The organism is Piscibacillus salipiscarius JCM 13188 (genome assembly GCF_001311865.1).
Lineage (GTDB): Bacteria > Bacillota > Bacilli > Bacillales > Alkalibacillaceae > Piscibacillus > Piscibacillus salipiscarius.
Map to the genome: position 1 here is coordinate 109,114 of NZ_BBCD01000005.1, position 21,745 is coordinate 130,858.

General features: G+C 38.1%; 23 protein-coding genes, 2 tRNA genes, 5 pseudogenes and 1 riboswitch. Of the genes and pseudogenes, 7 read left to right on the top strand and 23 right to left on the bottom strand.

The genetic code is table 11. The features are described 5' to 3' along the window. The first annotated feature begins 33 nt into the window (after positions 1–33). On the top strand, positions 34–273 hold the full coding sequence (locus JCM13188_RS05405) for a YgaP family membrane protein (protein WP_054752646.1): 240 nt from the start codon (positions 34–36) through the stop codon (positions 271–273). A gap of 39 nt (positions 274–312) precedes the next feature. On the opposite strand, the gene JCM13188_RS05410 is transcribed toward JCM13188_RS05405, so the two are convergent. Continuing rightward, complete coding sequence (locus JCM13188_RS05410) at positions 313–474, bottom strand: NETI motif-containing protein (protein WP_279401428.1); 162 nt, start codon at positions 472–474, stop codon at positions 313–315. Beyond that, positions 471–1,030: pseudogene (locus tag JCM13188_RS05415) on the bottom strand (DUF2179 domain-containing protein). The gene JCM13188_RS05410 and the pseudogene JCM13188_RS05415 overlap by 4 nt, the downstream one beginning before the upstream one ends. Here JCM13188_RS05415 and JCM13188_RS05420 point away from each other — a divergent pair. Next, entirely contained in the window at positions 1,031–1,558 is a 528-nt protein-coding gene (locus JCM13188_RS05420; protein WP_279401429.1) for an Hsp20/alpha crystallin family protein, read from the top strand. Here the strand turns inward: JCM13188_RS05420 and JCM13188_RS05425 are convergent, their stop codons facing one another. The 7 genes and pseudogenes from JCM13188_RS05425 to JCM13188_RS05450 all read right to left on the bottom strand — a co-directional run bounded on the left by JCM13188_RS05425 (position 1,559) and on the right by JCM13188_RS05450 (position 7,588). Further along, positions 1,559–2,896, bottom strand: a complete 1,338-nt coding sequence (locus tag JCM13188_RS05425; RefSeq protein WP_054752650.1) for an NCS2 family permease — start codon at positions 2,894–2,896, stop codon at positions 1,559–1,561. A gap of 140 nt (positions 2,897–3,036) precedes the next feature. Then, a riboswitch (purine riboswitch) is annotated at positions 3,037–3,138 on the bottom strand. Positions 3,139–3,172: 34 nt separating this feature from the next. After that, complete coding sequence (locus tag JCM13188_RS20460) at positions 3,173–3,619, bottom strand: DUF4129 domain-containing protein (protein WP_369404841.1); 447 nt, start codon at positions 3,617–3,619, stop codon at positions 3,173–3,175. Positions 3,620–3,733: 114 nt separating this feature from the next. After that, positions 3,734–4,087 (bottom strand): annotated as a pseudogene (locus JCM13188_RS18075) (transglutaminase-like domain-containing protein); the annotation flags it as partial. An 11-nt stretch (positions 4,088–4,098) separates the two neighbouring features. Next, positions 4,099–5,061, bottom strand: coding sequence for a hypothetical protein (locus JCM13188_RS05435; RefSeq protein ID WP_054752654.1), 963 nt, complete (start codon positions 5,059–5,061; stop codon positions 4,099–4,101). A 178-nt stretch (positions 5,062–5,239) separates the two neighbouring features. Further along, on the bottom strand, positions 5,240–5,365 hold the full coding sequence (locus JCM13188_RS18080) for a hypothetical protein (RefSeq protein WP_279401430.1): 126 nt from the start codon (positions 5,363–5,365) through the stop codon (positions 5,240–5,242). After that, positions 5,365–6,528, bottom strand: a complete 1,164-nt coding sequence (locus JCM13188_RS05445) for a DUF58 domain-containing protein (RefSeq protein ID WP_054752658.1) — start codon at positions 6,526–6,528, stop codon at positions 5,365–5,367. The genes JCM13188_RS18080 and JCM13188_RS05445 overlap by 1 nt, the downstream gene beginning before the upstream one ends. Before the next feature lie 106 nt (positions 6,529–6,634). Beyond that, positions 6,635–7,588, bottom strand: a pseudogene (locus tag JCM13188_RS05450) (AAA family ATPase). Positions 7,589–8,159: 571 nt separating this feature from the next. Between JCM13188_RS05450 and JCM13188_RS05455 the strand changes: the two are divergent. Further along, complete coding sequence (locus JCM13188_RS05455) at positions 8,160–8,978, top strand: DUF2785 domain-containing protein (protein WP_054752660.1); 819 nt, start codon at positions 8,160–8,162, stop codon at positions 8,976–8,978. A gap of 41 nt (positions 8,979–9,019) precedes the next feature. Then, positions 9,020–9,202 (top strand): annotated as a pseudogene (locus JCM13188_RS05460) (DUF6366 family protein); the annotation flags it as partial. 52 nt (positions 9,203–9,254) lie between these two features. Here JCM13188_RS05460 and JCM13188_RS05465 read toward each other — a convergent pair. The 4 genes and pseudogenes from JCM13188_RS05465 to groES form a co-directional block, all read right to left on the bottom strand. Then, on the bottom strand, positions 9,255–9,455 hold the full coding sequence (locus tag JCM13188_RS05465; protein WP_054752664.1) for a DUF378 domain-containing protein: 201 nt from the start codon (positions 9,453–9,455) through the stop codon (positions 9,255–9,257). Positions 9,456–9,600: 145 nt separating this feature from the next. Then, on the bottom strand, positions 9,601–9,795 hold the full coding sequence (locus tag JCM13188_RS05470; RefSeq protein ID WP_054752667.1) for a DUF378 domain-containing protein: 195 nt from the start codon (positions 9,793–9,795) through the stop codon (positions 9,601–9,603). Between the two features lie 177 nt (positions 9,796–9,972). Beyond that, positions 9,973–11,602, bottom strand: a pseudogene (gene groL / locus JCM13188_RS05475) (chaperonin GroEL). 36 nt (positions 11,603–11,638) lie between these two features. Then, the gene (gene groES, locus JCM13188_RS05480; RefSeq protein WP_054752669.1) at positions 11,639–11,923 is read right to left on the bottom strand and encodes a co-chaperone GroES; all 285 of its coding nucleotides are present in this window, start codon (positions 11,921–11,923) and stop codon (positions 11,639–11,641) included. Positions 11,924–12,533: 610 nt separating this feature from the next. Here groES and JCM13188_RS05485 point away from each other — a divergent pair. Further along, on the top strand, positions 12,534–13,016 hold the full coding sequence (locus JCM13188_RS05485; RefSeq protein ID WP_054752671.1) for a CPBP family intramembrane glutamic endopeptidase: 483 nt from the start codon (positions 12,534–12,536) through the stop codon (positions 13,014–13,016). 3 nt (positions 13,017–13,019) lie between these two features. Next, positions 13,020–13,223 (top strand): YdiK family protein, encoded by a 204-nt coding sequence (locus JCM13188_RS05490; protein ID WP_054752673.1) that lies wholly within the window; start codon positions 13,020–13,022, stop codon positions 13,221–13,223. 12 nt (positions 13,224–13,235) lie between these two features. Here JCM13188_RS05490 and JCM13188_RS05495 read toward each other — a convergent pair whose 3' ends face one another. Beyond that, positions 13,236–14,639 carry an MDR family MFS transporter gene (locus tag JCM13188_RS05495; RefSeq protein ID WP_054752675.1) on the bottom strand — a complete coding sequence of 468 codons (1,404 nt, stop codon included), beginning with the start codon at positions 14,637–14,639 and terminating at the stop codon, positions 13,236–13,238. A gap of 65 nt (positions 14,640–14,704) precedes the next feature. Beyond that, positions 14,705–15,337 (bottom strand): redox-sensing transcriptional repressor Rex, encoded by a 633-nt coding sequence (locus tag JCM13188_RS05500; RefSeq protein ID WP_054752678.1) that lies wholly within the window; start codon positions 15,335–15,337, stop codon positions 14,705–14,707. 79 nt (positions 15,338–15,416) lie between these two features. Between JCM13188_RS05500 and JCM13188_RS05505 the strand changes: the two genes are divergently transcribed. Next, positions 15,417–17,354 (top strand): ABC-F family ATP-binding cassette domain-containing protein, encoded by a 1,938-nt coding sequence (locus JCM13188_RS05505; protein ID WP_054752679.1) that lies wholly within the window; start codon positions 15,417–15,419, stop codon positions 17,352–17,354. Between the two features lie 176 nt (positions 17,355–17,530). On the opposite strand, the gene tsaD is transcribed toward JCM13188_RS05505, so the two are convergent. From tsaD to JCM13188_RS05545, 8 genes are all read right to left on the bottom strand, one after another. Next, positions 17,531–18,541, bottom strand: coding sequence for a tRNA (adenosine(37)-N6)-threonylcarbamoyltransferase complex transferase subunit TsaD (gene tsaD / locus JCM13188_RS05510; RefSeq protein ID WP_279401431.1), 1,011 nt, complete (start codon positions 18,539–18,541; stop codon positions 17,531–17,533). Then, positions 18,538–18,996: a ribosomal protein S18-alanine N-acetyltransferase gene (gene rimI / locus JCM13188_RS05515; protein WP_054752684.1), complete on the bottom strand. Its 459-nt coding sequence runs from the start codon at positions 18,994–18,996 to the stop codon at positions 18,538–18,540. Before rimI ends, tsaD begins: the two co-directional genes overlap by 4 nt. Before the next feature lie 174 nt (positions 18,997–19,170). Beyond that, positions 19,171–19,689: a tRNA (adenosine(37)-N6)-threonylcarbamoyltransferase complex dimerization subunit type 1 TsaB gene (gene tsaB, locus JCM13188_RS05520; protein ID WP_054752687.1), complete on the bottom strand. Its 519-nt coding sequence runs from the start codon at positions 19,687–19,689 to the stop codon at positions 19,171–19,173. Further along, on the bottom strand, positions 19,686–20,135 hold the full coding sequence (gene tsaE, locus JCM13188_RS05525) for a tRNA (adenosine(37)-N6)-threonylcarbamoyltransferase complex ATPase subunit type 1 TsaE (protein WP_054752689.1): 450 nt from the start codon (positions 20,133–20,135) through the stop codon (positions 19,686–19,688). The genes tsaB and tsaE overlap by 4 nt, the downstream gene beginning before the upstream one ends. Further along, positions 20,136–20,672: a thiamine-phosphate kinase gene (locus JCM13188_RS05530; RefSeq protein WP_054752691.1), complete on the bottom strand. Its 537-nt coding sequence runs from the start codon at positions 20,670–20,672 to the stop codon at positions 20,136–20,138. Between the two features lie 5 nt (positions 20,673–20,677). Further along, complete coding sequence (locus tag JCM13188_RS05535) at positions 20,678–21,112, bottom strand: thiamine-phosphate kinase (RefSeq protein ID WP_054752693.1); 435 nt, start codon at positions 21,110–21,112, stop codon at positions 20,678–20,680. Positions 21,113–21,300: 188 nt separating this feature from the next. Next, positions 21,301–21,377 (bottom strand) — tRNA-Asp (locus JCM13188_RS05540). Between the two features lie 86 nt (positions 21,378–21,463). Next, positions 21,464–21,540, bottom strand: a tRNA-Met gene (locus JCM13188_RS05545). Positions 21,541–21,745 lie beyond the last annotated feature (205 nt).

Below are 21,745 nucleotides of genomic sequence, written 5' to 3' on the forward strand. Positions count from 1 at the left end.
TAATACATTAAAACTGTGAAGGGAAGGGGTAAAATGGGAAAACAAAACATTGGTACGATTAACGCATTAACACGAATTACGTTAGGGTTATTCTTAACCGTTTATGGTGCTGTAAAGTTAGTTAAGCGTCCTTGGAATCAAAGCTACTGGATGATTGTGTTAATGTCGTCGATGAAAGTCGCTGAAGGTATTGTTCGTTATTGTCCCGTTACTGATGTGGTTCAGCAAAAGATGAATCAAGAACAACACCATGAGCAATCAGAGTCAAAATAGCTACACCCTTTATCAAAAATGCCCTGAACCCAGGGCATTTTATTCTTCCACTTTTACCGCTTCAAATATGATGTCCTGTCTGACTGGTTCTGGGTCACCTTTTGTTTCTTTGAACACTGGTTTCTCGAACCGTTTCACAGGCATATATCCATCTTTTTTAATTTGATCGACACATTCATTAATCGATTTATAATCACTCACTCTGTATTTTTCTTCTTCACGTTTAATTTACTCCCTTTAACTTTCTTAACCCAGAAGCCTCCAAAGATTTGGCGCGGTTCATAAGCAATGATAAATGCTTTAGGGTCAATGTCTTTGATGGTCTCATAAAGCATTAACTCATATTTCCTTGGAGTTAACACCTGCATCGCCAGGCGGTCTCCTTCCATTCCATATGCATACCAACTCGTAACTCCATAACCTTTTTCTCTTAAGGTTTCAGTAAACGGTATATCTGGATTAGATGAGATAATGTTAACTGTAATATAACCAATTGCCAGCTTTTCTTCAATCTTCATCCCTGTGATGACCCCAATACCAAATCCTAACGCATAAGCAATTAAGTTTGTATTTGATCTAAATTTTCTAAAACAAGTCCTAATCCCAGTGTATACGTTGTAATTTCAAATACACCAACGGATGCAGCAATATACCGTTTTCCTTTTAATGTAAAGATCATACGTACGGTTAATAATGAGACGTAAATGATATTAACACTTAAAATAATTGCGAGCATCACGATGCCATTTTCCAACATATGGACATCACCTCTTTTGTAATAGCTATTATATCAACTGTTCGCCTATTTGCATATGTTAATGCAGAAGAATTAAGAAAAGGAATGATCGACTTGATGAATTCGTTTAAACATATGCATGACTGGCGAAAGAACATTGATCAATTTTTCGGAGAACCTTTTTGGAATGAATTTGAAAGTATTTTAAAACCGAATATCCCACAAGTCAATATATTTAAAAAAGATTATGAAATTTTATGTGTCATTAACATTCCCGGAATTAACCAAATCAAACAGATTCACTGTGCAATCGATGGTTACCATTTAAAAGTTGAAGGTGAGATTAAGCTGTCAGCGAGTGGTTATGAACTTATTCAAGAGGAAATAATACAAGGGAGCTTCAACCGGTCGATTGAGCTCCCTTATAAAGTCAGGGAAGACAAGATTCACGCCCGCTACGAACATGGCCTTGTCTATATTCATTTGTATAAAGATGTTCATGATTCTCATCGCTCTAAATCGATCCAAATCAAAGAAGGCGACAAATAATTACTCCGTTAAGAAAATGAAGTAAAGAATAAAGATGACGAATAATCCGTACATGATCGGATGAATCTCTTTACCTCGGCCTTTTAATAACATTGTAATCGGATAGAAAATAAATCCTACGGCAATCCCTGTTGCAATGCTATAAGTTAACGGCATGGCAATGACTGTTAGAAAGGCTGGTACAGCAATTTCAAATTGATCCCAATCGATATTCTTTAAGTTGGCAGCCATTAAAATACCGACAATAATTAATGCAGGTGCTGTTACTTCTGATGTCACAACACTTAATAAAGGTGAAAAAAGCAATGCTAGTAAGAAGAGTGCTGCGGTCACAATGGATGCAAACCCAGTACGTCCTCCTGCACTAACCCCTGTTGTTGATTCAATAAATGACGTTGTTGTCGAAGTACCTAATACAGATCCTGCAACCGTTGCCGCTGAATCCGAGAATAGCGCACGGTTAGCACGAGGTAATTTTCCATTTTTCATTAAACCACCTTGCGTCGCAACAGCAACTAATGTACCAGCTGTATCGAAAAAGTCAACGAACAAGAACGTTAAAATAACGACTAACATATCTAACGTGAAAATGTTTCCGAAGTGCGTAAGTGCAGCACCGAAAGTAGGCTCTAAACTAGGAACAGAGCCAATAACGCCATTAATCCCACTTGGCGGATCAATCAGGCCTACTACCATTCCAGCTATAGATGTCAGAATCATGCCATAGAAGACTCCACCTTTAAAGCCTAAAACGAGTAAGATGACTGTCGCAAACACACCAAAAATAGCTAGTAGTGTATGTGGTTCTGTTAAATCACCAAGCGTTAAAAACGTCGCGGGATCCGCTTCAATGATCCCGACATTTGTCAATCCTATAAAGGCAATAAATAAACCAATTCCAGCACCAACCGCTAGTTTTAAATTATTAGGAATGGCGTTAATCACTCGTTCGCGTACACCTGTAACGGTTAAAACGACGAAAATCAATCCTGATGCAAGCACTCCTGCTAGTGCAGTTTCCCACGGGATTCCAAATCCTAAAACAACTGTGTAAGCAAAGAATGCATTTAGACCCATACCCGGAGCGAGCGCAATCGGGTAACGTGCAACTAATCCCATAATAAGTGTACCGATGGCAGCAGCTAAAGCTGTTGCGGTGAAGATCGCACCAGGGTCCATTCGCGTTACACCTGCTGGCAGCTCTTCAATATCAGCTAAAGATAAAACATTAGGGTTAACAAATAAAATATAGGCCATAGCTAGAAAGGTCGTTAACCCTGCCATCGTTTCTTTACGATAGTTCGTACCGTATTCGTCAAACTTAAAATACTTCTTCATTGTGGTTCCTCCCCCAAAGAAGAAACACCCTCGATGTTAAAGACGCTTAAATACAAAAAACTCTTGGCATCTGTACCAAGAGTTTTTAACGAGGAAAATTGCAAATGAGACGTGTGTGGATTCACTCCACGAACACGACATAATATATATGCAATCCCCGTAGTCGAACCATTTACGGTGGTTCGGTAGAAACTCTTGGGCCGTATCCCCAATATTATACGAGGTGTTTCATTTAATTTTTGTACAATAATACTGTACACCCGTTTAACTTGTGCGTCAAGCTAAGATTTCATTTACTAGACGATTCCATAACCGGTACACTTCACGATGATGTTCATCCATTGGTTCATCACGGTATATGACTCTTTCATAATAAGTGGTCAGCTTTGACATCTCCCCATGGCCAAACCAAAGATCTACATCTGAAGCGTATTCACGAAGTGTCTGTCCCTCTTTCAAAATTAAGCCTTTTTTAGCTAGTGCTTGAAGTAAAAATTGATAGCCCTCTGTAAACGTGTCTACATCAGCATGCTGCTCTAGCCTCTTGCCCTTCCATTTACTCATGATGACGAGTCGCTTTCTTATAATTAACCAAATGACGAGAGCTAATAGGACGACCGCAGCACCTATTAAAGTAAATTGCATCGGTTTTGAAATAGACCAGCCTGCAGCTGCTTGACTGTCGTCTTCTTCCTGTTCTTGACCTTCCTCAGGCTTCGGCATTTCAGGTGTTTCAGGTTGTTCAAGCTCCTGATCTTCCTGCTCAAGTTGGTCATCTTGTCGCTCCCCATAGTTAAAGCTACTATTGTTATCAAAACCAACTGTTGGCTCAAATGGTACCCAGCCAACATTAGGGAAATAAACTTCTACCCATGAGTGAGCATTGTTATTAGTCACTTCATATTCGGGCTTACTACCCTCAAAGATATTTTCACCTGATAAGCGCTCACCTTCAGTAAAGCCTTTTGCCCAACGAGCAGGTATATCAACAGCTCTTAATAAAACGACCATGGATGTTGAGAAGTTATCACAATAACCTGCCTTCGTTTCAAATAAAAATTGATCCACATAATCTTCATCTTCACCAGGCACTGCAACATCCTGCGTCTCATAGATAAAATTGTTTGTTGAAAAATATTCTTCAATAGCCTTCGCTTTATCATAACGATTATCGTGCTCAGACGTAATCTCCTCTGCTAACCTTACAACTCGTCTGGTAAACCCTCAGGAAGTTGTAAATACTGATCATCTGCTTCCCCTGCTTCCGTCACTGAGCGCATGTCTTCAACTGGGAATGATGGCCGCTGCAGATCAATACGATAAGCATCAGGTAATGCTGTCTCACCATTTACAACTGGAATTACTTCACCTGTAATCGCATTAACATCGAAGTTCATACTATCTTGAACATAAGTCACAGCCTCAGCGCCATAAGTATAAACCAATTTATCTAGCAAACCTGGGTCTTCAAATTGAATACTCGCATAATCCTCATTCAATTCAACAAGATCAGAATAAGGTTGGAGCTCCTGTAAAGTGCCTTCAGTCCGTTCAAACTGACCCTCTTGACTTCTAACCCAGCCCTTTCCGGTGTATGTATCCTTCGTTTCCACCTTCCAGTACTGAGTACCTGGCGCTTCAGCATAGAAGACCGTTGTATCGTCTTGTACAAAGCCGCCTCCTAATCGTTCATCATTTTCACCATACCCTATCTTTTGGACACCGGCGCCTGGTCCATCCCCAAAACCACTACCTTCAGCAGTACTTTGAATAAAAGGTACAGGGTCTGGCCAAATCGGGTCAAACTTTGGCGCAGCATAACCAACCACGGTACTAAAGCCAATCACCAATAATAGCGGAGCAATCCACATCATCAACGTTTTCATCGCCGGCATACGCATATTTTCTTTCTCTAATAGATGCTGCAAATATGCTACACCCATGATACCAACACCGATGACGAACGCTCTAATAATCGCCGTACTAGCGTCAAATGTGGTAAATGTATCAAGTACCGTTAAATAGACGAATGTAAACAATATAAACGAAAACGGTTTTTTCCGAACCGCGAACCAATAATATAATAAGTAACTTAACATCCATAGTAAGATTAAAAATAATAGAGTTCTAAAGAATGGCGTTAATGACACCCAATCTGCCGTCAATAAAAGGCAACATTCAACTGTATTTGATCCCAAAATAACGATACCCATTCCTTAGATAAAAAACTAGGCTGAAAGAATAATTGATGAAGCACAAATAACAGACCGAGAAATTTAATTGGTGACACAATCCAAAATGCTAATTGAGTGGCAGATAATATAAAGCATAATGCAATGAACATCACAAACGTTGACGTATAGCCTGTTTGGTTACTTCATCAAGCGGATAAATCCACTCAAGCAGTAACAACATACTTCCACCATATAAAACTATTGAGATCCATTCCCCCGCTTTACCATTAAGCATTATGTGTTCACCTCAATTATTCTCCCTGTTAATTGATCCTCATTAAGCCATGTCACGATGACACCTTCTTGCTTAAGTTGATCTAACCCTTGTCTTTCACGAGAAGACACTAGGTGCTTACTACGAATATAAATCAAACTCACCTTCGCATCTTGTTGATTAATTCGGCTCATCGTACGATGCAAATGAGGATCTAGTTCATGCGTAATGACAACAATATTTCGATCTTTCGAAATGAGCATTCCTTCTTTTAATAGTTTAGATGAAAACGGCTTAGATTCATCTACTAGTTTCACTTCTGCTAAAAAGCGAGTTAAGCGATCTAAATCTCTTCGGCCTCGTTCTAGCTGAATCTCATGACGATTCTCACCAATTGCAACAAATGACACTTTCCCATGATCGTCAATAGATTCACGAACGATTGAATTCGCCATTTCCACTGAACCTTCAAAAGCTAACCAGTCATCTTCCTCAGACTGAATCCCATTTAGAACGACCGTTAAATCCTTATGCTTTTCCTGTTCAAATTCTTTAGTTACAAGCTTCTGCTTTCTCGCCGTTGTTTTCCAGTCTAACCACGATACCCTGTCACCTGGCGCATAATCCCTAACACCAGAGACTAGATTCGTATGATTCGCTTTTATAGAATAGGCCGTTTGCTCTCCTTCTTCAAAATAAGAGATATCATTTTTTAATCTTAGTGGAACTTCCCTAGGCTCACTTAATATACTTACTCGATTGGAGTACACATGTTCTTTACTCACTAGACCGAGAAAGTCTCCCGTCACTAAACGAACATCCGTTAATTCATGTGAACCACGCGGAACAGAGGTAATCTCATATTCATAGACTACTTGCCTTCTAAACCTTGGGAAAATGATCGTTTTATAAGTATCTGATTTTAGTAACGAACTTGGCTTTCTCAAAAACTGATACTTAAAATGACGCGTATCACTATAATGAATGCTTCTAGGTAACTGGTCTTCAATGATTAAAAAAAGAATCGGTAAAGGCAAGTGACTTTTAACCGTAATTTTGACATTAAGTGACTGACCAGCTTGGATGTATCTTTTAGATACGCTACGATCCACTTTCAGCCAAGATAATGGATATAAAACAATTAAGAATGAATATAGGAGAATCGGTAAAAAACTAAAGAACAAAACCAGCTAACAAACCCACCTTGAAACATTGCATATGAAAACAATATCCCGAGTAATACAACAACCAGAACCAACCTTACAATTGTGGAAAAAGGCTTTAACATCATTAACCTCTCTCAATTGGAACAATCGTTTTACGAACAATGTCATCAAGGATCGAAGTAGCTGTTTTTCCTTCAAATTTCGCTTCAGATGAAATCATCACACGATGCCCTAGCACATGCTTCATTAAGTACTTAATATCGTCAGGCAGTACATAGTCACGTTTTGAATAAAAGCATAAGCCTTAGCCGCTTTCATAAGCGCAATAGAAGCACGCGGACTAGCTCCTAAATCGAGTAATGGATGCTTACGAGTTGCATCAACTAAGTAGACGATATATTTTTTAATAGCATCACTAACGTGGACATCCTTAACTTCTTCTTGAAGCTTCAGTAAATCCTCTTTAGTCATAACCGCTTCTAACGTTTCAATTGGGTGTACGGAAGTTGTTCGGTCAAGCATCTGGATTTCATCATTGACAGAAGGATAGCCTAAGTGGAGTTTTAACAGAAAACGGTCTAATTGCGCTTCAGGAAGTGGGTAAGTACCTTCATATTCAATCGGGTTCTGAGTTGCCATCACAAAACGGCCGCTTTAATTCCATGGTCGCCCCATCTACCGTAATGTGCTTCTCTTCCATACTTTCTAATAAAGCTGACTGGGTCTTTGGAGACGTCCGGTTGATTTCATCTGCCAAAACAATATTTCCTAAAATCGGGCCAGGACGAAACTCAAAGTTCATTTCTTTTTGATTATAAATCGAAACACCTGTTACATCAGATGGTAATAAGTCAGGTGTGAACTGAATTCTTTTGAAGTCTAAATTGAATGACTTGGCTAATGCACGAACGAGCATTGTTTTACCGACACCAGGCACATCTTCAAGTAACACATGCCCTTCAGCTAATAGAGCAAGCAAACTAAGCTCAATCGCTTCCTTTTTTCCTACCATTACTTGTTCGATATTATGTAACACCGATTCGATCTTGTTTTGCTGGGCTGTCATCTGTTGCGTCATTCCTTTCTACCTCCCACAAATTTCATATAATTCTATCATACTATAAAAGTTTTAACTAATAGGTTAGCAAAGTATACTTATGAATCCTTTTGTTCCCTAAGTTTTTCATATTCTCGCGATAATTACGGCATTTTTCTTTAAAACAAGTAATTTTAACATCTTTAGGTAATTGGTCCTTAAATTTCTCATAACAAAAACACTTATCCATGGTATACCCCTTATTATAATGTTCACTACAATAACTGTAATATAATTTAAAACATTTGTAAAAATTAGTCTAAATGTTTTGTTAAAATAGAATTTAACTTATTACTTTCAATTAAAAACTAACAAAACTTCGTTGTTGTTTATGTGTTTCGCTTTCGGTGTACGCTTTCCGCGGGCACGGCCTCAGCTAACATTGAGAAGAAAAACCTTTTCTTCTCAATGTGGATCTTCAGCTCGTGCTGTTCCCGCTGGAGTCGCCACCAACGCTCAACACAATTTAGAAGTCCGTATACACCAAAACTAAACACTAAACTTTAACAATAATAAATTGAAAAGTGTAACACCGATTTTCCTGGAGGTAGTTATGTCATTAAAATCAAAAATAAAGAACTGGGATATTAGTTCAAATAAAGATCTAGATCATGTTATAGAAATGATGTTAAGTAACATTGGTTCAACTGATTCAGAGCTTAGAGATTCTATCATCTACAATAAGTTTGGAACTCTCATCACCACAGACTCTCTGAATAGATCAACAATGGAACATATCCTCAACGTATGTCTTGAAAATCTATTCTATAATATTGAAGAACCAGAAAGTGATTCAGTTTTCACTCGTTCATTTTCAGCTTTAGTGATAGCATTAATTTTACAAAAGGATAGGAAGAATCTGCTTTTGTCAGACGACCTATTAAATAAAGCATTTGAGTGCAGCATCCATTATTTAGAACTTGAAAAGGACATTCGAGGTTTTGTAAAAGATAAAGGTTGGGCACACAGCATTGCTCATGGGGCTGATTTATTAACAGAAGCCGTTAAACATCCGAAGTTTGATCAGGACTTACATTTTGATTGTCTGAATGTCGTTAAACTCTGTTTACTTAATAAAGGTAATACAATGAACGCACCTTATATTGATGATGAAGAAGAAAGATTAATCTTTGTATTGGAGGCATTAACTGACAATGGAGTTTCTGACGATGAGATTATTAAATTGATTTATAACATATCAGATGAGCTTAACGACTTATTGAGTGACGAAGATTACTCTTTAAACTTCTTTTATAAGAGGTCAATAATTTTGAAGTTCTTTCATACCTACTTCTTCCGACTCTCATTTAATGAGGACTGCAAAAACATAAGAAAAACTATTTATCATGTGCTTAAAAAATGGCATCATTGATAATTAAGGATTTTAATAATGTAATTTAAAGGTGGTTTAATATGAATAAAGATCATGAATCTCCTGAAGAGAGAAGAGAAAGGTTAAGACAAGAGGAATTAAAAAATCCCTCAAGTAGTGTGCACGGGAGCAACCTGGCTGATTTAGTCGGAGGGTTAAACTGGAAAGTCACTGGATCTATAATAATTGTTGGCCTATTAATTTACTTTATTTATGGTATTTTTTTAGATAAAACTAAAACGCCCAGATTCTACTCTGAGCGTTTGACAGTCAAACTTATTCGTGATCAAATTTTGCGAAAAACGTAAATGCGTAAAGCGCAGCAATCCCAACTAGAGAATAAATAATTCTTGATAATGCTGAATCCTGACCTCCAAAAATGCCTGCGACTAAATCCCACTGGAATAATCCGACTAAAAGCCAGTTCAACCCACCTATAATCAATAATACAAGTGCTAAAGTATCTAAACCACGCATATATATCACCCTTTACAAATTTTATTCAACCTTTGTAAAGGTATTTTTGCTTAAAGTCAAAAATTATGCATGTATTAGGAATGAAACTGTGCATTGAGTTAAATGCATTAATCCCCATACTCATTGAAGTACGGGGATCAAGGACTTACTTAAATTTACTTACAAACGTTAAGGCATATAAAGCTGAAAGACCAACTAACGTATAAACAATTCGTGATAATAGCGCGTCTTGTCCACCAAACAATGTCGCAACCAGATCAAATTGAAGCAATCCAACTAAAAGCCAATTCAAACCTCCAACGATAAGTAAAACAAGTGCAATAGAACCTAAACCTCTCATGCTGTTCCACTCCTTTGAAATGTTATACATGTTGCTTATTGAATTTTATGTGGACGACCGTGGTTTTATGATAACTATTCATTAAATCGTTTTTTAAAAATTTATGTATAAAAAGGCTCCACACTCAAGACGAGTGAAGAGCCTTATATAATTCAAATAACTTTTTTTATTTGGGTATTACATCATGCCCGGCATTCCGCCGCCCATGCCGCCCATATCAGGCGCGCCGTCGTTTTTCATCTGGGTGGTCTGCAACAACTGCTTCAGTTGTTAGGAACATTGCCGCAACAGATGCTGCGTTTTGTAGTGCTGAACGGGTTACTTTAGTAGGGTCAACGATACCTGCGTCAACCATGTTTATCCATTCACCTGAAGCTGCGTTGTAACCAACACCTACTTCTTCGTGTTTTAGTTTCTCAACGATGATCGATCCATCTAAACCAGCGTTTTGAACGATTTGACGTACTGGCTCTTCTAATGCGCGAAGAACGATGTGTTGACCAGTTGCTTCGTCACCTTCGAGATCTAGGCTAGCTACTTTATTATAAATGTTAACAAGTGCTGTTCCACCACCTGAAACAATACCTTCTTCTACTGCTGCGCGAGTAGAGTTTAAGGCGTCTTCAATACGAAGTTTGCGTTCTTTAAGTTCTGTTTCAGTAGCTGCTCCAACTTTGATTACTGCTACGCCGCCTGCAAGTTTTGCAAGACGTTCTTGTAATTTTTCTTTGTCAAAGTCAGAAGTTGTTTCTTCTAATTGTGCACGAATTTGGTTCACGCGTGCCGCTAGCTTTTCAGTGTCGCCAGCGCCTTCAACGATTGTTGTGTTTTCTTTCGTTACAACAACTTTAGATGCGCGACCTAATTGATCGATTGTTGCACTCTTAAGGTCTAGACCTAAGTCTTCTGTAATGACTTCAGCACCAGTTAGAGTTGCAATGTCTTCAAGCATAGCTTTACGACGATCGCCAAATCCAGGAGCTTTAACCGCTACTGCATTAAACGTTCCACGAAGCTTATTCACAACTAATGTTGCAAGTGCTTCACCTTCAACATCTTCAGAAATGATTAAGATTGGTTTGCTTTGTTGTACAACTTGCTCTAGTACTGGAAGCACTTCTTGGATGTTAGAGATCTTCTTATCTGTGATTAAGATGTAAGGATCTTCTAATACAGCTTCCATTTTGTCTTGGTCAGTTACCATGTATGGAGAAGCATAACCACGGTCGAACTGCATACCTTCTACAACTTCTAGCTCAGTGTTGAAGCCTTTAGATTCTTCAATTGTAATAACACCGTCGTTACCAACGCGCTCCATTGCTTCAGCGATTAACTGACCAACTTCATTGTCAGCAGCTGAAATCGAAGCAACTTGTGCGATTGAATCTTTTCCTTCAATTGGCTTAGAAATTGAACGAAGCTCTTCAGTTGCAACCTCTACAGACTTTTCGATTCCGCGACGTAAGCCAACTGGGTTTGCACCAGAAGTAACGTTCTTAAGGCCTTCACGAATCATTGCTTGTGCTAATACGGTAGCTGTTGTTGTACCGTCACCAGCAACATCGTTTGTTTTAGATGCAACTTCAGAAACTAACTGAGCGCCCATGTTTTCAAATTTATTCTCTAACTCGATTTCTTTTGCGATTGTTACACCATCGTTAGTGATTAATGGTGAACCGAATTTCTTATCTAATACAACGTTACGTCCTTTAGGTCCTAAAGTTACTTTTACTGCATCAGCTAATGTGTCTACACCGCGAAGCATAGCACGGCGAGCTTCTTCGCTAAATTTTAGTTCTTTAGCCATAATAAAATGCCCTCCTTAATAGTATGTGTTCGTAGATTACTCTACTACTGCTAAAATGTCGCTTTCGCGTAAAACTAAGTACTCGTTACCGTTTTGCTTAACTTCTGTCCCAGCGAACTTAGAATAGATGACATGGTCACCTGACTTAACTTCTAGTTCTACTTTTTCACCGTTGTCAGTTACTCGGCCAGAGCCAACTGCAACAACTTTACCTTCTTGAGGCTTTTCTTTAGCAGAATCAGGTAACACAATCCCGCTTGATGTTTTTTCTTCTTGTTCTAGAACTTCCACGATTACGCGATCACCTAGTGGTTTTAACACGTCAAAAACCTCCTCCAAATTTATGTTGAAGATGATTATTAGCACTTAACATTGGTGAGTGCTAATTCCAATTATTATAATAATGAATCTCAGGAACTTTTGCAAGTAAAAAACCTAAATTTTTGTTTCATTTTTTATATTGTTATAGAATAAACCTTATAGAGATTTAGATTTCTGAAAGTATGATAAAAAAAGACTTAACTTTTTAGAAATGTAACGACTAAAGACGAGCGTAGGTGACGACGCCAGTGGGAACAGCACGAGCTGAAAATCCCACAAAACGAACGGAAGTGAGTTTTGTGAAGTTGAAGCGCGTGCCCACGGCAAGCGTTCACCGAAAGCGAGTCATAAATTAAGTTTTAATTAAAGGGGACGATCAACTTGCCAAAACGATATTGGGGAATCATTATACTTTACGTCGCAGCACAACTTTTCCCTGCTATAGGAATCCCGCTCGGAATATCCTTTTTGGATTATCAGAAATAGATGCGATGGTTTTCTCTTCTATATTAGGAATGGCGATTGCATCCATTTTTATCATAAAAATATTAATGCCGGATATGAAGCAGAGTGAAATGCGAAATCGTCCAAGTTATGGCTATATGATTAAGTGGTCGATTTATGGTTTTTCTTAGCCTTTTTAGCTCAATACATTTCGTCCATCATTAATGTGACCGTATTTGATATTGAACAATCTTCAGAAAACACTGCATTAATCATGGATTACATCGACAATAACATTTGGTTTATCATTTTACCAATTCTATTTGCGCCATTATTAGAGGAAATTATCTTTAGAAAAATCATTTTTGGGCAATTGTATAAAAAGATGAACTTTTTCCTAGCTGCCGTGATTTCATCTTCACTATTTAGTGTGCTTCATTTAGATTTCACGTTTACATTAACTTATATCGCGATGGGTCTTGTTTTTGCTTATTTATATGTAAAGACAAAACGAATTCTCGTTCCTATTTTAGTTCATATGGCCATGAATACGACGGTCGTATTGTTACAACTAACTGTGGATCTTGAGGACTTAGAAAAGCAATTACAGGAATACCAGAATGCAGCTATGATTTTAATTGGAGGATAATACATGAGAGCTTCACCATATTTTCTAGCAACGATGTACTTTTTAATGGGACTTGCTTTTGTTTATTTAGCATTGCAATATGCTGATGATACGATTTGGAATTTTGCAACGATTATTTTTACGATTGTTGCGACTTTTGACATCGGTGTAGCGATTCGTATTCTAACGAGATATTTCATATATAAACGTCTAAATAAAAAGGAATAATCCCTATCCGGATTATTCCTTTTCTGTATGTTCAATTCCTTTCATCTTAAAGGCAAACGGGATACTTAATGCAACAATAATCGCAGCTAAAATAAATGCTTCATTGATAGCCTGAAGAGTTGCCTCCTGCATCGTTAGTTCATCAAACAACATGTACTGGCCTCGTCTGACTTCATAATAAACTGAGAAAATGACAATACCAAGTGATGATGATATTTGACGAATCAGATTGTTCATTGCTGAGCCTTGAGCAACTAAATGGTCTGGAATAGCATTCATCCCAGCCGTTGTAGCTGGCATATTACCAAACCCTAAACCGAGTCCATGAACGATATTAATCGCCAAAAGCATCCAATAAGATGTACTTAAATCAACAAAGCCAAACATCAAACTCGCAAACGTTAAAATTATTAACCCTGTTGGTACGACGAGTTTCGGACCTTTTTTATCTAAGATCCTACCGCCAATCGTCATAAATGCGCCGCTTGCTAAAGCACTTGGCAGAAAGATTAACCCCGTCTTTACCATACTCAATTCAAACGCTTCCTGAATCATATACGGAAGTAAAAATAAGTTTGAAAACAGTCCAATTGATGCAGCTGATGTTGCAATAATCGAGTACCGGTAAGTTTTCACTTTAAACACCGAAAGTTCTAATAATGGCGAATCAAGCTTTAATTCATACTTGATAAACACAATAATTAAAACGATGCCCAATACAAGAATGCCTAGATTCATCCAGTTTACGGCCTGCTCAAAGTTACGTCCTTGGCCTAATACGTATAAAACTGCTCCAACTCCGGCTGTGATAATCGCAAATCCTTTCCAGTCAAAAATACGTGAAGGATCTGGCATTGTCTTAATTAGATATTTAGCTGAAAAGAAAATTCCTAATGCCGCAAATGGTAAATTGAATAAAAATAAGAAATACCAATCAAAATTTTCAGATATAACACCACCAATAGTCGGTCCAATAGCTGGTGCGACCATAGCGGATACCCCGTAGATTCCAACTGCATACCCGCGCTGATTTCTCGGGAAGGCTTGGAAAATCAAAGCCATGGCGTTTGGCATCATAAGGCCTCCAGCGATTCCCTGGATGGCTCTTGCGATGATCACCATACTTAACCATTGTGAAATCGCTCCTAAAATAGAGCCAAATGCGAATAATGATAGTCCAATAATGTATATCTTCTTCTTCCCATACCGGTCGCCTAAAAATCCTGTTACTGGCATCGTCATACCCATTGCAATCATAAAAATAGTCAGGATCCAACTGACTCCAACTGCATCGGTATCAAATATTTTCATGAGTTCCGGAAGTACCGGATTAAGCATACTATTATTTAAAATAACGGTGAACGTCCCCGTAATAACGGATATGACGACTAACCATTTTTGATCAAGTTTCCCCATGTTGGCCTCCAACATTATTTCGTTATACGAATTATTTTACTTCTAAATAACAGAAAAAGAAAACCCTACTCAGAGCTTTGCTTTAAAAAGTAAACTAACGTTTGTAGTTCAATGGATAAATCAATGTGATGCACCCGGACATGGTCTGGCACGGTTAACCTTGAAGGTGTGAAGTTTAATATACCTTCAATCCCGCAGTCAACTAATCGGTCAGTCACTTGTTGAGAAACTCTTGCTGGTACCGTTAAAATAGCAACTTTAATACCTTTCCGTTTTATCTCTTTTTCAAGATCATCGACATGAAAGATTGGAACTTCACTGATTTCAGACCCTATTTTACTATGGTTCGTATCGAAAGCCATTTCAACGCGGGTATTGCCTTTTTTCATAAAATTGTAGTGAAGTAAGGCCGTGCCTAGGTTACCAACACCGACTAAGGCAACACTTGCCACCTCATCCTGGTCAAGTAGCTTTCTAAAAAACTGAAGTAAGTGCGCAATATCGTAACCATAACCTTTACGGCCAAGCTCTCCAAAATAAGAAAAGTCTTTTCGGATCGTAGCCGAATCGACTTTAATCAGTTCGCTTAGTTCACGCGATGAGATGCGTGTTTTCCCTTGGTTATGAAGTAAATTCAAATGTCTATAGTATAACGGCAAACGTTTAGCAGTTGCCTGTGGAATCTTTTCCTCGGACATGATTTCGTCTCCTTTAATATGGTTCATTGCGTATTAGTGATAAAATAGATACACTAGTGCACGTTGAGGTGAATAAACAATGATTGTCATGCAATTAAATAATATAAGTAAATATTTTGGTGCTGACCTTATTCTATCGAAAATTAAATTAGAAGTACATCATGATGACCGAATTGCGATTGTCGGGCGTAATGGGGCAGGCAAATCAACCTTACTTAAAATCATGTCGGAACAAACTCCTTATGATGAAGGGGAGATTTTCAAGCCGAAAGATGTAACAGTTGGTTACCTTGATCAACATACAGGGCTTGATTCAGACCGTTCTATTTGGGATGAGATGTTAGAAGTATATACTCCATTAATACAGCTTGAACAAGAGCTTCGTCGAATGGAAGCAAATATGGCAGACCCTGAGTTTCTACAAAACGAAAAGAAATACGAACAGCTTTTATCACAATATGATGCTAAACAAAATGACTTCGAACAACGAGGTGGTTTTCATTACGAAGCTGACATCGAATCCGTACTGCAAGGGTTAAACTTTGGTGGTTTTGATTTTAGTACGCCAATCCAAGAACTAAGCGGTGGACAAAAAACTCGGCTCGCCTTAGGTAAACTACTTTTATCTAAACCTGATGTGCTCATTTTAGATGAGCCTACCAACCATTTGGATATTGATACATTACGCTGGCTCGAGGGGTATCTGAAAAGTTACCCAGGGGCTGTCGTCATCGTCTCACACGACCGCTACTTTTTAGATGAGACAGTTAACACCGTTTATGACGTCGCTTTTCAGTCCGTTAAAAAGTATCACGGGAACTATTCCTATTTCTTGCAAAAGCGGGCTGAAGACTATGAGCTTGAAGTTAAGCGATTCGAGAAACAACAAGAGGAAATTAAAAAATTAGAAGTCTATATTCAGAAAAACATCGCACGTGATTCAACAAGTAAACAGGCCAAATCAAGACGTAAAAAGCTAGAGAAAATGGACAAGATGGATAAACCAACATTGGATGACCATTCAGCCAAATTCTCTTTTGATATAAAACGAAAAAGCGGTAATGATGTGCTGAAAGTCGAAAATCTATCGGCCAAATACGCTGCGCTCGATGATCCAGTATTTAGTGATGTGTCCTTTCGAGTTAATCGGGGTGACCGAATCGCAGTTGTCGGCCCGAACGGCATTGGTAAATCAACGTTATTAAAAGCTATTTTGGACCGTATTGACCATGTTGAAGGAAACATTCAACATGGAACCAATGTGGAGTTTGGCTATTATGATCAGGAACAATCCACATTAAATCCACATAAAACGGCTCTACAAGAATTATGGGATGAATATCCTTTAATGCCAGAAAAAGATATTCGAACAGTCTTGGGCAATTTCTTATTTACTGGAGACGATGTACTAAAAACAATCGGTATGTTAAGTGGTGGCGAGAAAGCGCGAGTGTTACTTGCAAAACTAATGATGCAAAAGGCAAATGTTCTCATTATGGACGAGCCAACTAACCATCTGGATTTAGATAGTAAAGAAGTGTTAGAAGCAGCGCTTAGTGACTTCCCTGGTACAATTATCTTTGTCTCACACGATCGTTATTTTATTAATCGTATTGCTAGTCAAATTCTCGAATTGTCAGATGAAGGTTCACGCATGTTTTTAGGAGATTATGATTATTATTTAGAGAAGTTAGATGAAGAAGCGCAGCTTGAGGCGATTAAACAGGCTGAAGCTACACAAAAACAACAAGAACAAATGCCTAATCAACCAACTAATAAGCAGCTTCAACGAGAACGACGCAAGATCGAACGGAGAATCAAATCCATCGAGGAACAAATTGTGGAGCATGAACAAGTGATTGAAGAGCATGAACCGAAGCTGTACGAACCAGATTACGTCAATGATTACACAAAGCTTCAAGAAATTAATCAAACAATTAAAGAAAACGAGGAAGCCATTGAAGCTTTAATGGAAGAATGGGGAGAATTACAGGAAGAATTGGAGTCACTGGATTAATCACAGGTTATCAACAGAAAAAAGTGGATGAATTCAGTTTTCAACAGGGTTATCCACTTTGTCCACAATAAAACAGTTGGTTATCCACAGATTTTACCCACAAATTAAACATCTGACACATTAATATTTGCATTAAAAAATCCACAGGCTCAGAATAAGTCTGTGGATTTAATATATTACCCTAGCATTAAACCAGGGTTAGCATTTAGTTTTGAATCTTTAAATTGGCCGTTATGGTATTCAATAGACGCAGCAGCTCCAATCATAGCCGCATTGTCTGTACATAAATATAGCGGTGGAATCATTAATTCAATGTCTTCATCTTGAAACTTTTGATTAATTGCTTCACGTAACCCTTTGTTCGCTGACACGCCACCAGCTACAATTAGTTGTTTTACTTCCAAATCTTTCGCAGCTTGATATGTTTTTTGAACCAGTACATCAATTACACTATTTTGGAATGAAGCTGCTAAATCCTCAGTTCGGTAGCTTTCCCCTTTTTGATTTAGCTGGTTTAGTTTATTAATAACGGACGTTTTTAAACCACTAAAGCTAAAATCATAAGAGTCTTTTTCAAGCCAAGCTCTTGGGAAGTTATAAACATCCTCCCCTTCCTGCGCTAATTGATCGATCACAGGTCCACCTGGATACGGAAGTTTTAAAGCTTTAGCGACCTTATCATATGCCTCACCTGCAGCATCATCACGCGTTTCTCCAATCACTTCATAGTGCCCGTGCTCCTTCATATAAATTAACTCAGTATGTCCACCTGAAACGACTAACGATAGTAATGGAAACTGAAACTCTTTTTCTAATCTATTAGCATAAATATGACCGGCAATATGATGCACACCAATGAGAGGTTTGTTGTGAGCAAAGGCTAGAGTCTTCGCTGCATTAACACCGATGAGGAGAGCTCCTACGAGACCAGGACCTTCAGTGACTGCAAATGCATCTACTTCATCCATTGAGACGTCTGCCTCATTTAACGCTTGCTCAATGACGAGTGTGATTTGTTCAATGTGGTGACGCGATGCAATCTCAGGTACGACCCCGCCAAACTGCTCATGGATTTCCATTTGTGTTGCGACGACGTTAGATAGAATTTCTGTTCCGCCTTTAATAACCGCTGCAGCTGTTTCATCACAACTTGTTTCTATAGCTAATATCATTTCATTTGTTTTCATAATTTCACCCACATAACCAAGGCATCCTCTCCATCATCTTGATAATACTTCTCACGCTTACCAACGACTTCTAAACCAAATTGCTGATACATGTTTTGCGCCACTTGGTTAGATTCTCTAACTTCAAGCGATAATTCTGATGCGCCATGTTCTTCTACAGTATTTAACACCTCATTAAAAAGCTTCTTCCCAAGCTGTAACCCTCTGTATTTTGGTGATACAGCAATGTTAGTGATTTGAGCAGCTTCAAGCACAATCCATACGCCACAGTATCCAACAACTCTACCTTCCACTTCTATAACCAAATAATGAGAGAAGGAGTTTTTTAATAAATCATGTAAAAAGTCTCGCTTCTTCCACGGTGTACGAAACGATTCATTTTCTATGACGATCACATCTGGTAGATCCTCAATCACCATGTTTCGAACTTTTATATCATGTTTAACCTCATTCATGATTTATGACCTTCTTCACTCTTTTTTGTAAGTTTGCTTCTGCCTCCGTGATTCTAAGATAATTAGGCTTCACAAGATGAATAGGTGTTTCTTTTTTACTTACTGCAAGCTGCCATAATAAACTAGCTTTTGGCAGGTTAAATGGTTGGGTAACCCAAACTCCACCACTTTGATTTATTTCATCCTTAAATGAACCACCATTGGACTTACAAATAACACCTTTTCATTATAGTGCGACACTTTTTCTAACCAGCTTGTCATTTCGATATTACAATCGTCTTCTACACGTTCTATATGCCCTTCTGCTACACGATACAGACCTGCGTAAACATTACCTCTTCTAGCATCAAAAAATGGAGAGACAAGTCCATTATGATATAATAATGAGCTTGCAACGAGTTCTAAACTAGATACCGTCTTGATCGGAATGTTTAATGACCATGCTAACGTTTTTGCCGTCGTCATGCCAATTCGAATACCCGTAAATGAACCTGGTCCCTCGGCAACAACGATTTGTTCTAGCTCATTAGGCTTTAAATTAACTTGGTTCATAAGGTGCTCAATATTAGGCATAAGCTGAACTGAATGATTGCGCTTAATGTTTATCGTCATTTCAGCAGCCATCACGTCATCTTTATATAATGCAATACTCATAGGTTGATTGGATGTATCGATACATAATCCACTCTTCATGCAAAAAGCTCCTTACACACGTGTTCAAATTTGTCACCTATAGGTTTTAACTGTAATTCTCGATGTTCTTCACTGACTTTATTAATCTCAATTTCCAAGCGTTCTTCTGGTAAAAATTCATCGATAAACTTAGACCATTCAACAACAGAAACACCTTCACCATTAAAATACTCATCAAATCCAATATCTTCTTCTTGATTCTCTAAACGGTATACATCCATATGGTATAAAGGCAAACGCCCCTTATATTCTTTTACAATGGTATAAGTAGGACTATTCACAGTACGTTCAACTCCTAAACCTTTAGCTATACCTTTCGTGAATGTTGTTTTGCCTGCTCCTAAGTCACCATTAAGTGTAATGACATCACCAGGTGTTAAATACTTAGCTAAATTCTCAGCAAAATGAACTGTTTCTTGTACGCTTTCCATTCTTACTCGATACATCTAATCACCTTTACACTTTCCATGTTGGTACCCTTGTGAATCTAAACGACTTTTAGTACCATTTTTATTTATGTAAACAGTTGGATCATGATTATTGTCCAGAACCTTACCAATCTTTGAAACCTTGATTCCAGCATGTTGACAGTTAATTTGAATTTGTTTCAAATCATTTTGGCTGCAGGTACCGACTAGTTGAAAATCTTCACCTGTTGATAACAATAATTTCTCTAACTCAAAACCTTCAAGATAAGTCATATCGGGGTGAACAGGAATGTCCTCCCAATTGATTAACATACTAACGTTTGATGCGTCGGCTATTTCATTTAACTCAGATGATAGCCCATCACTGACATCGTTAAGACATATTCGATCAATCGTAGCAGTTGTATTAACGAAATCAAGCCTTGGTCTAGGTCTGATATGCTGTTTTATAAAATGATTATGATGTTGATAGTCACCTAACTGAAGTAACTTAAATCCATAACCTGATTCACCTAGATAACCTGTTACAAACACGGAATCACCAGGTTTTGCCACACTTCTTAATCTCTTTTATTTTGATCTACCTGGCCAAAAACTGTAACGGTAACGACAAGTTGGTTAGAGGATGTTGTATCTCCTCCGATTAAATCCATTTTATATGAATCAGCTAATTCCTTCATACCATTCATGATTCGAACTAACTCTTGATTTGAGACCTGGTTAGAACTAGATATATTCACTATATAATATAACGGCTGACTTCCCATAGCTGCCAAATCACTTAAATTTGCAGCTAACACACGATAACCAACATCTTCAAAACTCATATACTCTAAGGAAAAGTGAATATTTTCAACCATCGTATCTGTCGCTATGACTAACTGCTGACTATAGTTTGGCTGAATAATCGCACCGTCATCCCCAATTCCTTTAACCACTGATGAATGTTTATAATATTTTGGTTTAATAGCCTTTATAAAATTAAATTCATCCATGTATAAGACCTACTTTTAATTAACTATTTCAAGCCTATCATAGCAAAAATTATAACTTATAGGAAATAGATTAGTTTCTACATAAAATTACCCCCTACGCCATCGTAGGGGTAAGGGGGATGAAAAATAATAGGTTAAAAAAACAAAACCTTGTGTATCACACAAGGCTAACACTTTTTAAACTAACATGGCGGTCCGGACGGGACTCGAACCCGCGACCTCCTGCGTGACAGGCAGGCATTCTAACCAGCTGAACTACCGGACCATATTGATGAATAAAACTAATCTATGTAATAAATGTAACTGTGATTTTGCAAAAAAAATACACGACTCATGGTCGATTTAATAAATTGGTTGCGGGGACAGGATTTGAACCTGCGACCTCCGGGTTATGAGCCCGACGAGCTACCAGACTGCTCCACCCCGCGATATTGTCAATTACTCTATTATTAGAGCCCTGACTATAAATGTTATTAACTTTTTAAATTGCTCGTCACGTTGCAAGCCAATTCGGCGATGCCTACGCTCCTCGCAAAACCTACGCAGAAGATGATTCAAGATGTTTACGGTCTTGCTCCACCCCGCGATGTTGTCAATCGCTCTAATTATTAGAGCCCTGACTAAAATATATAA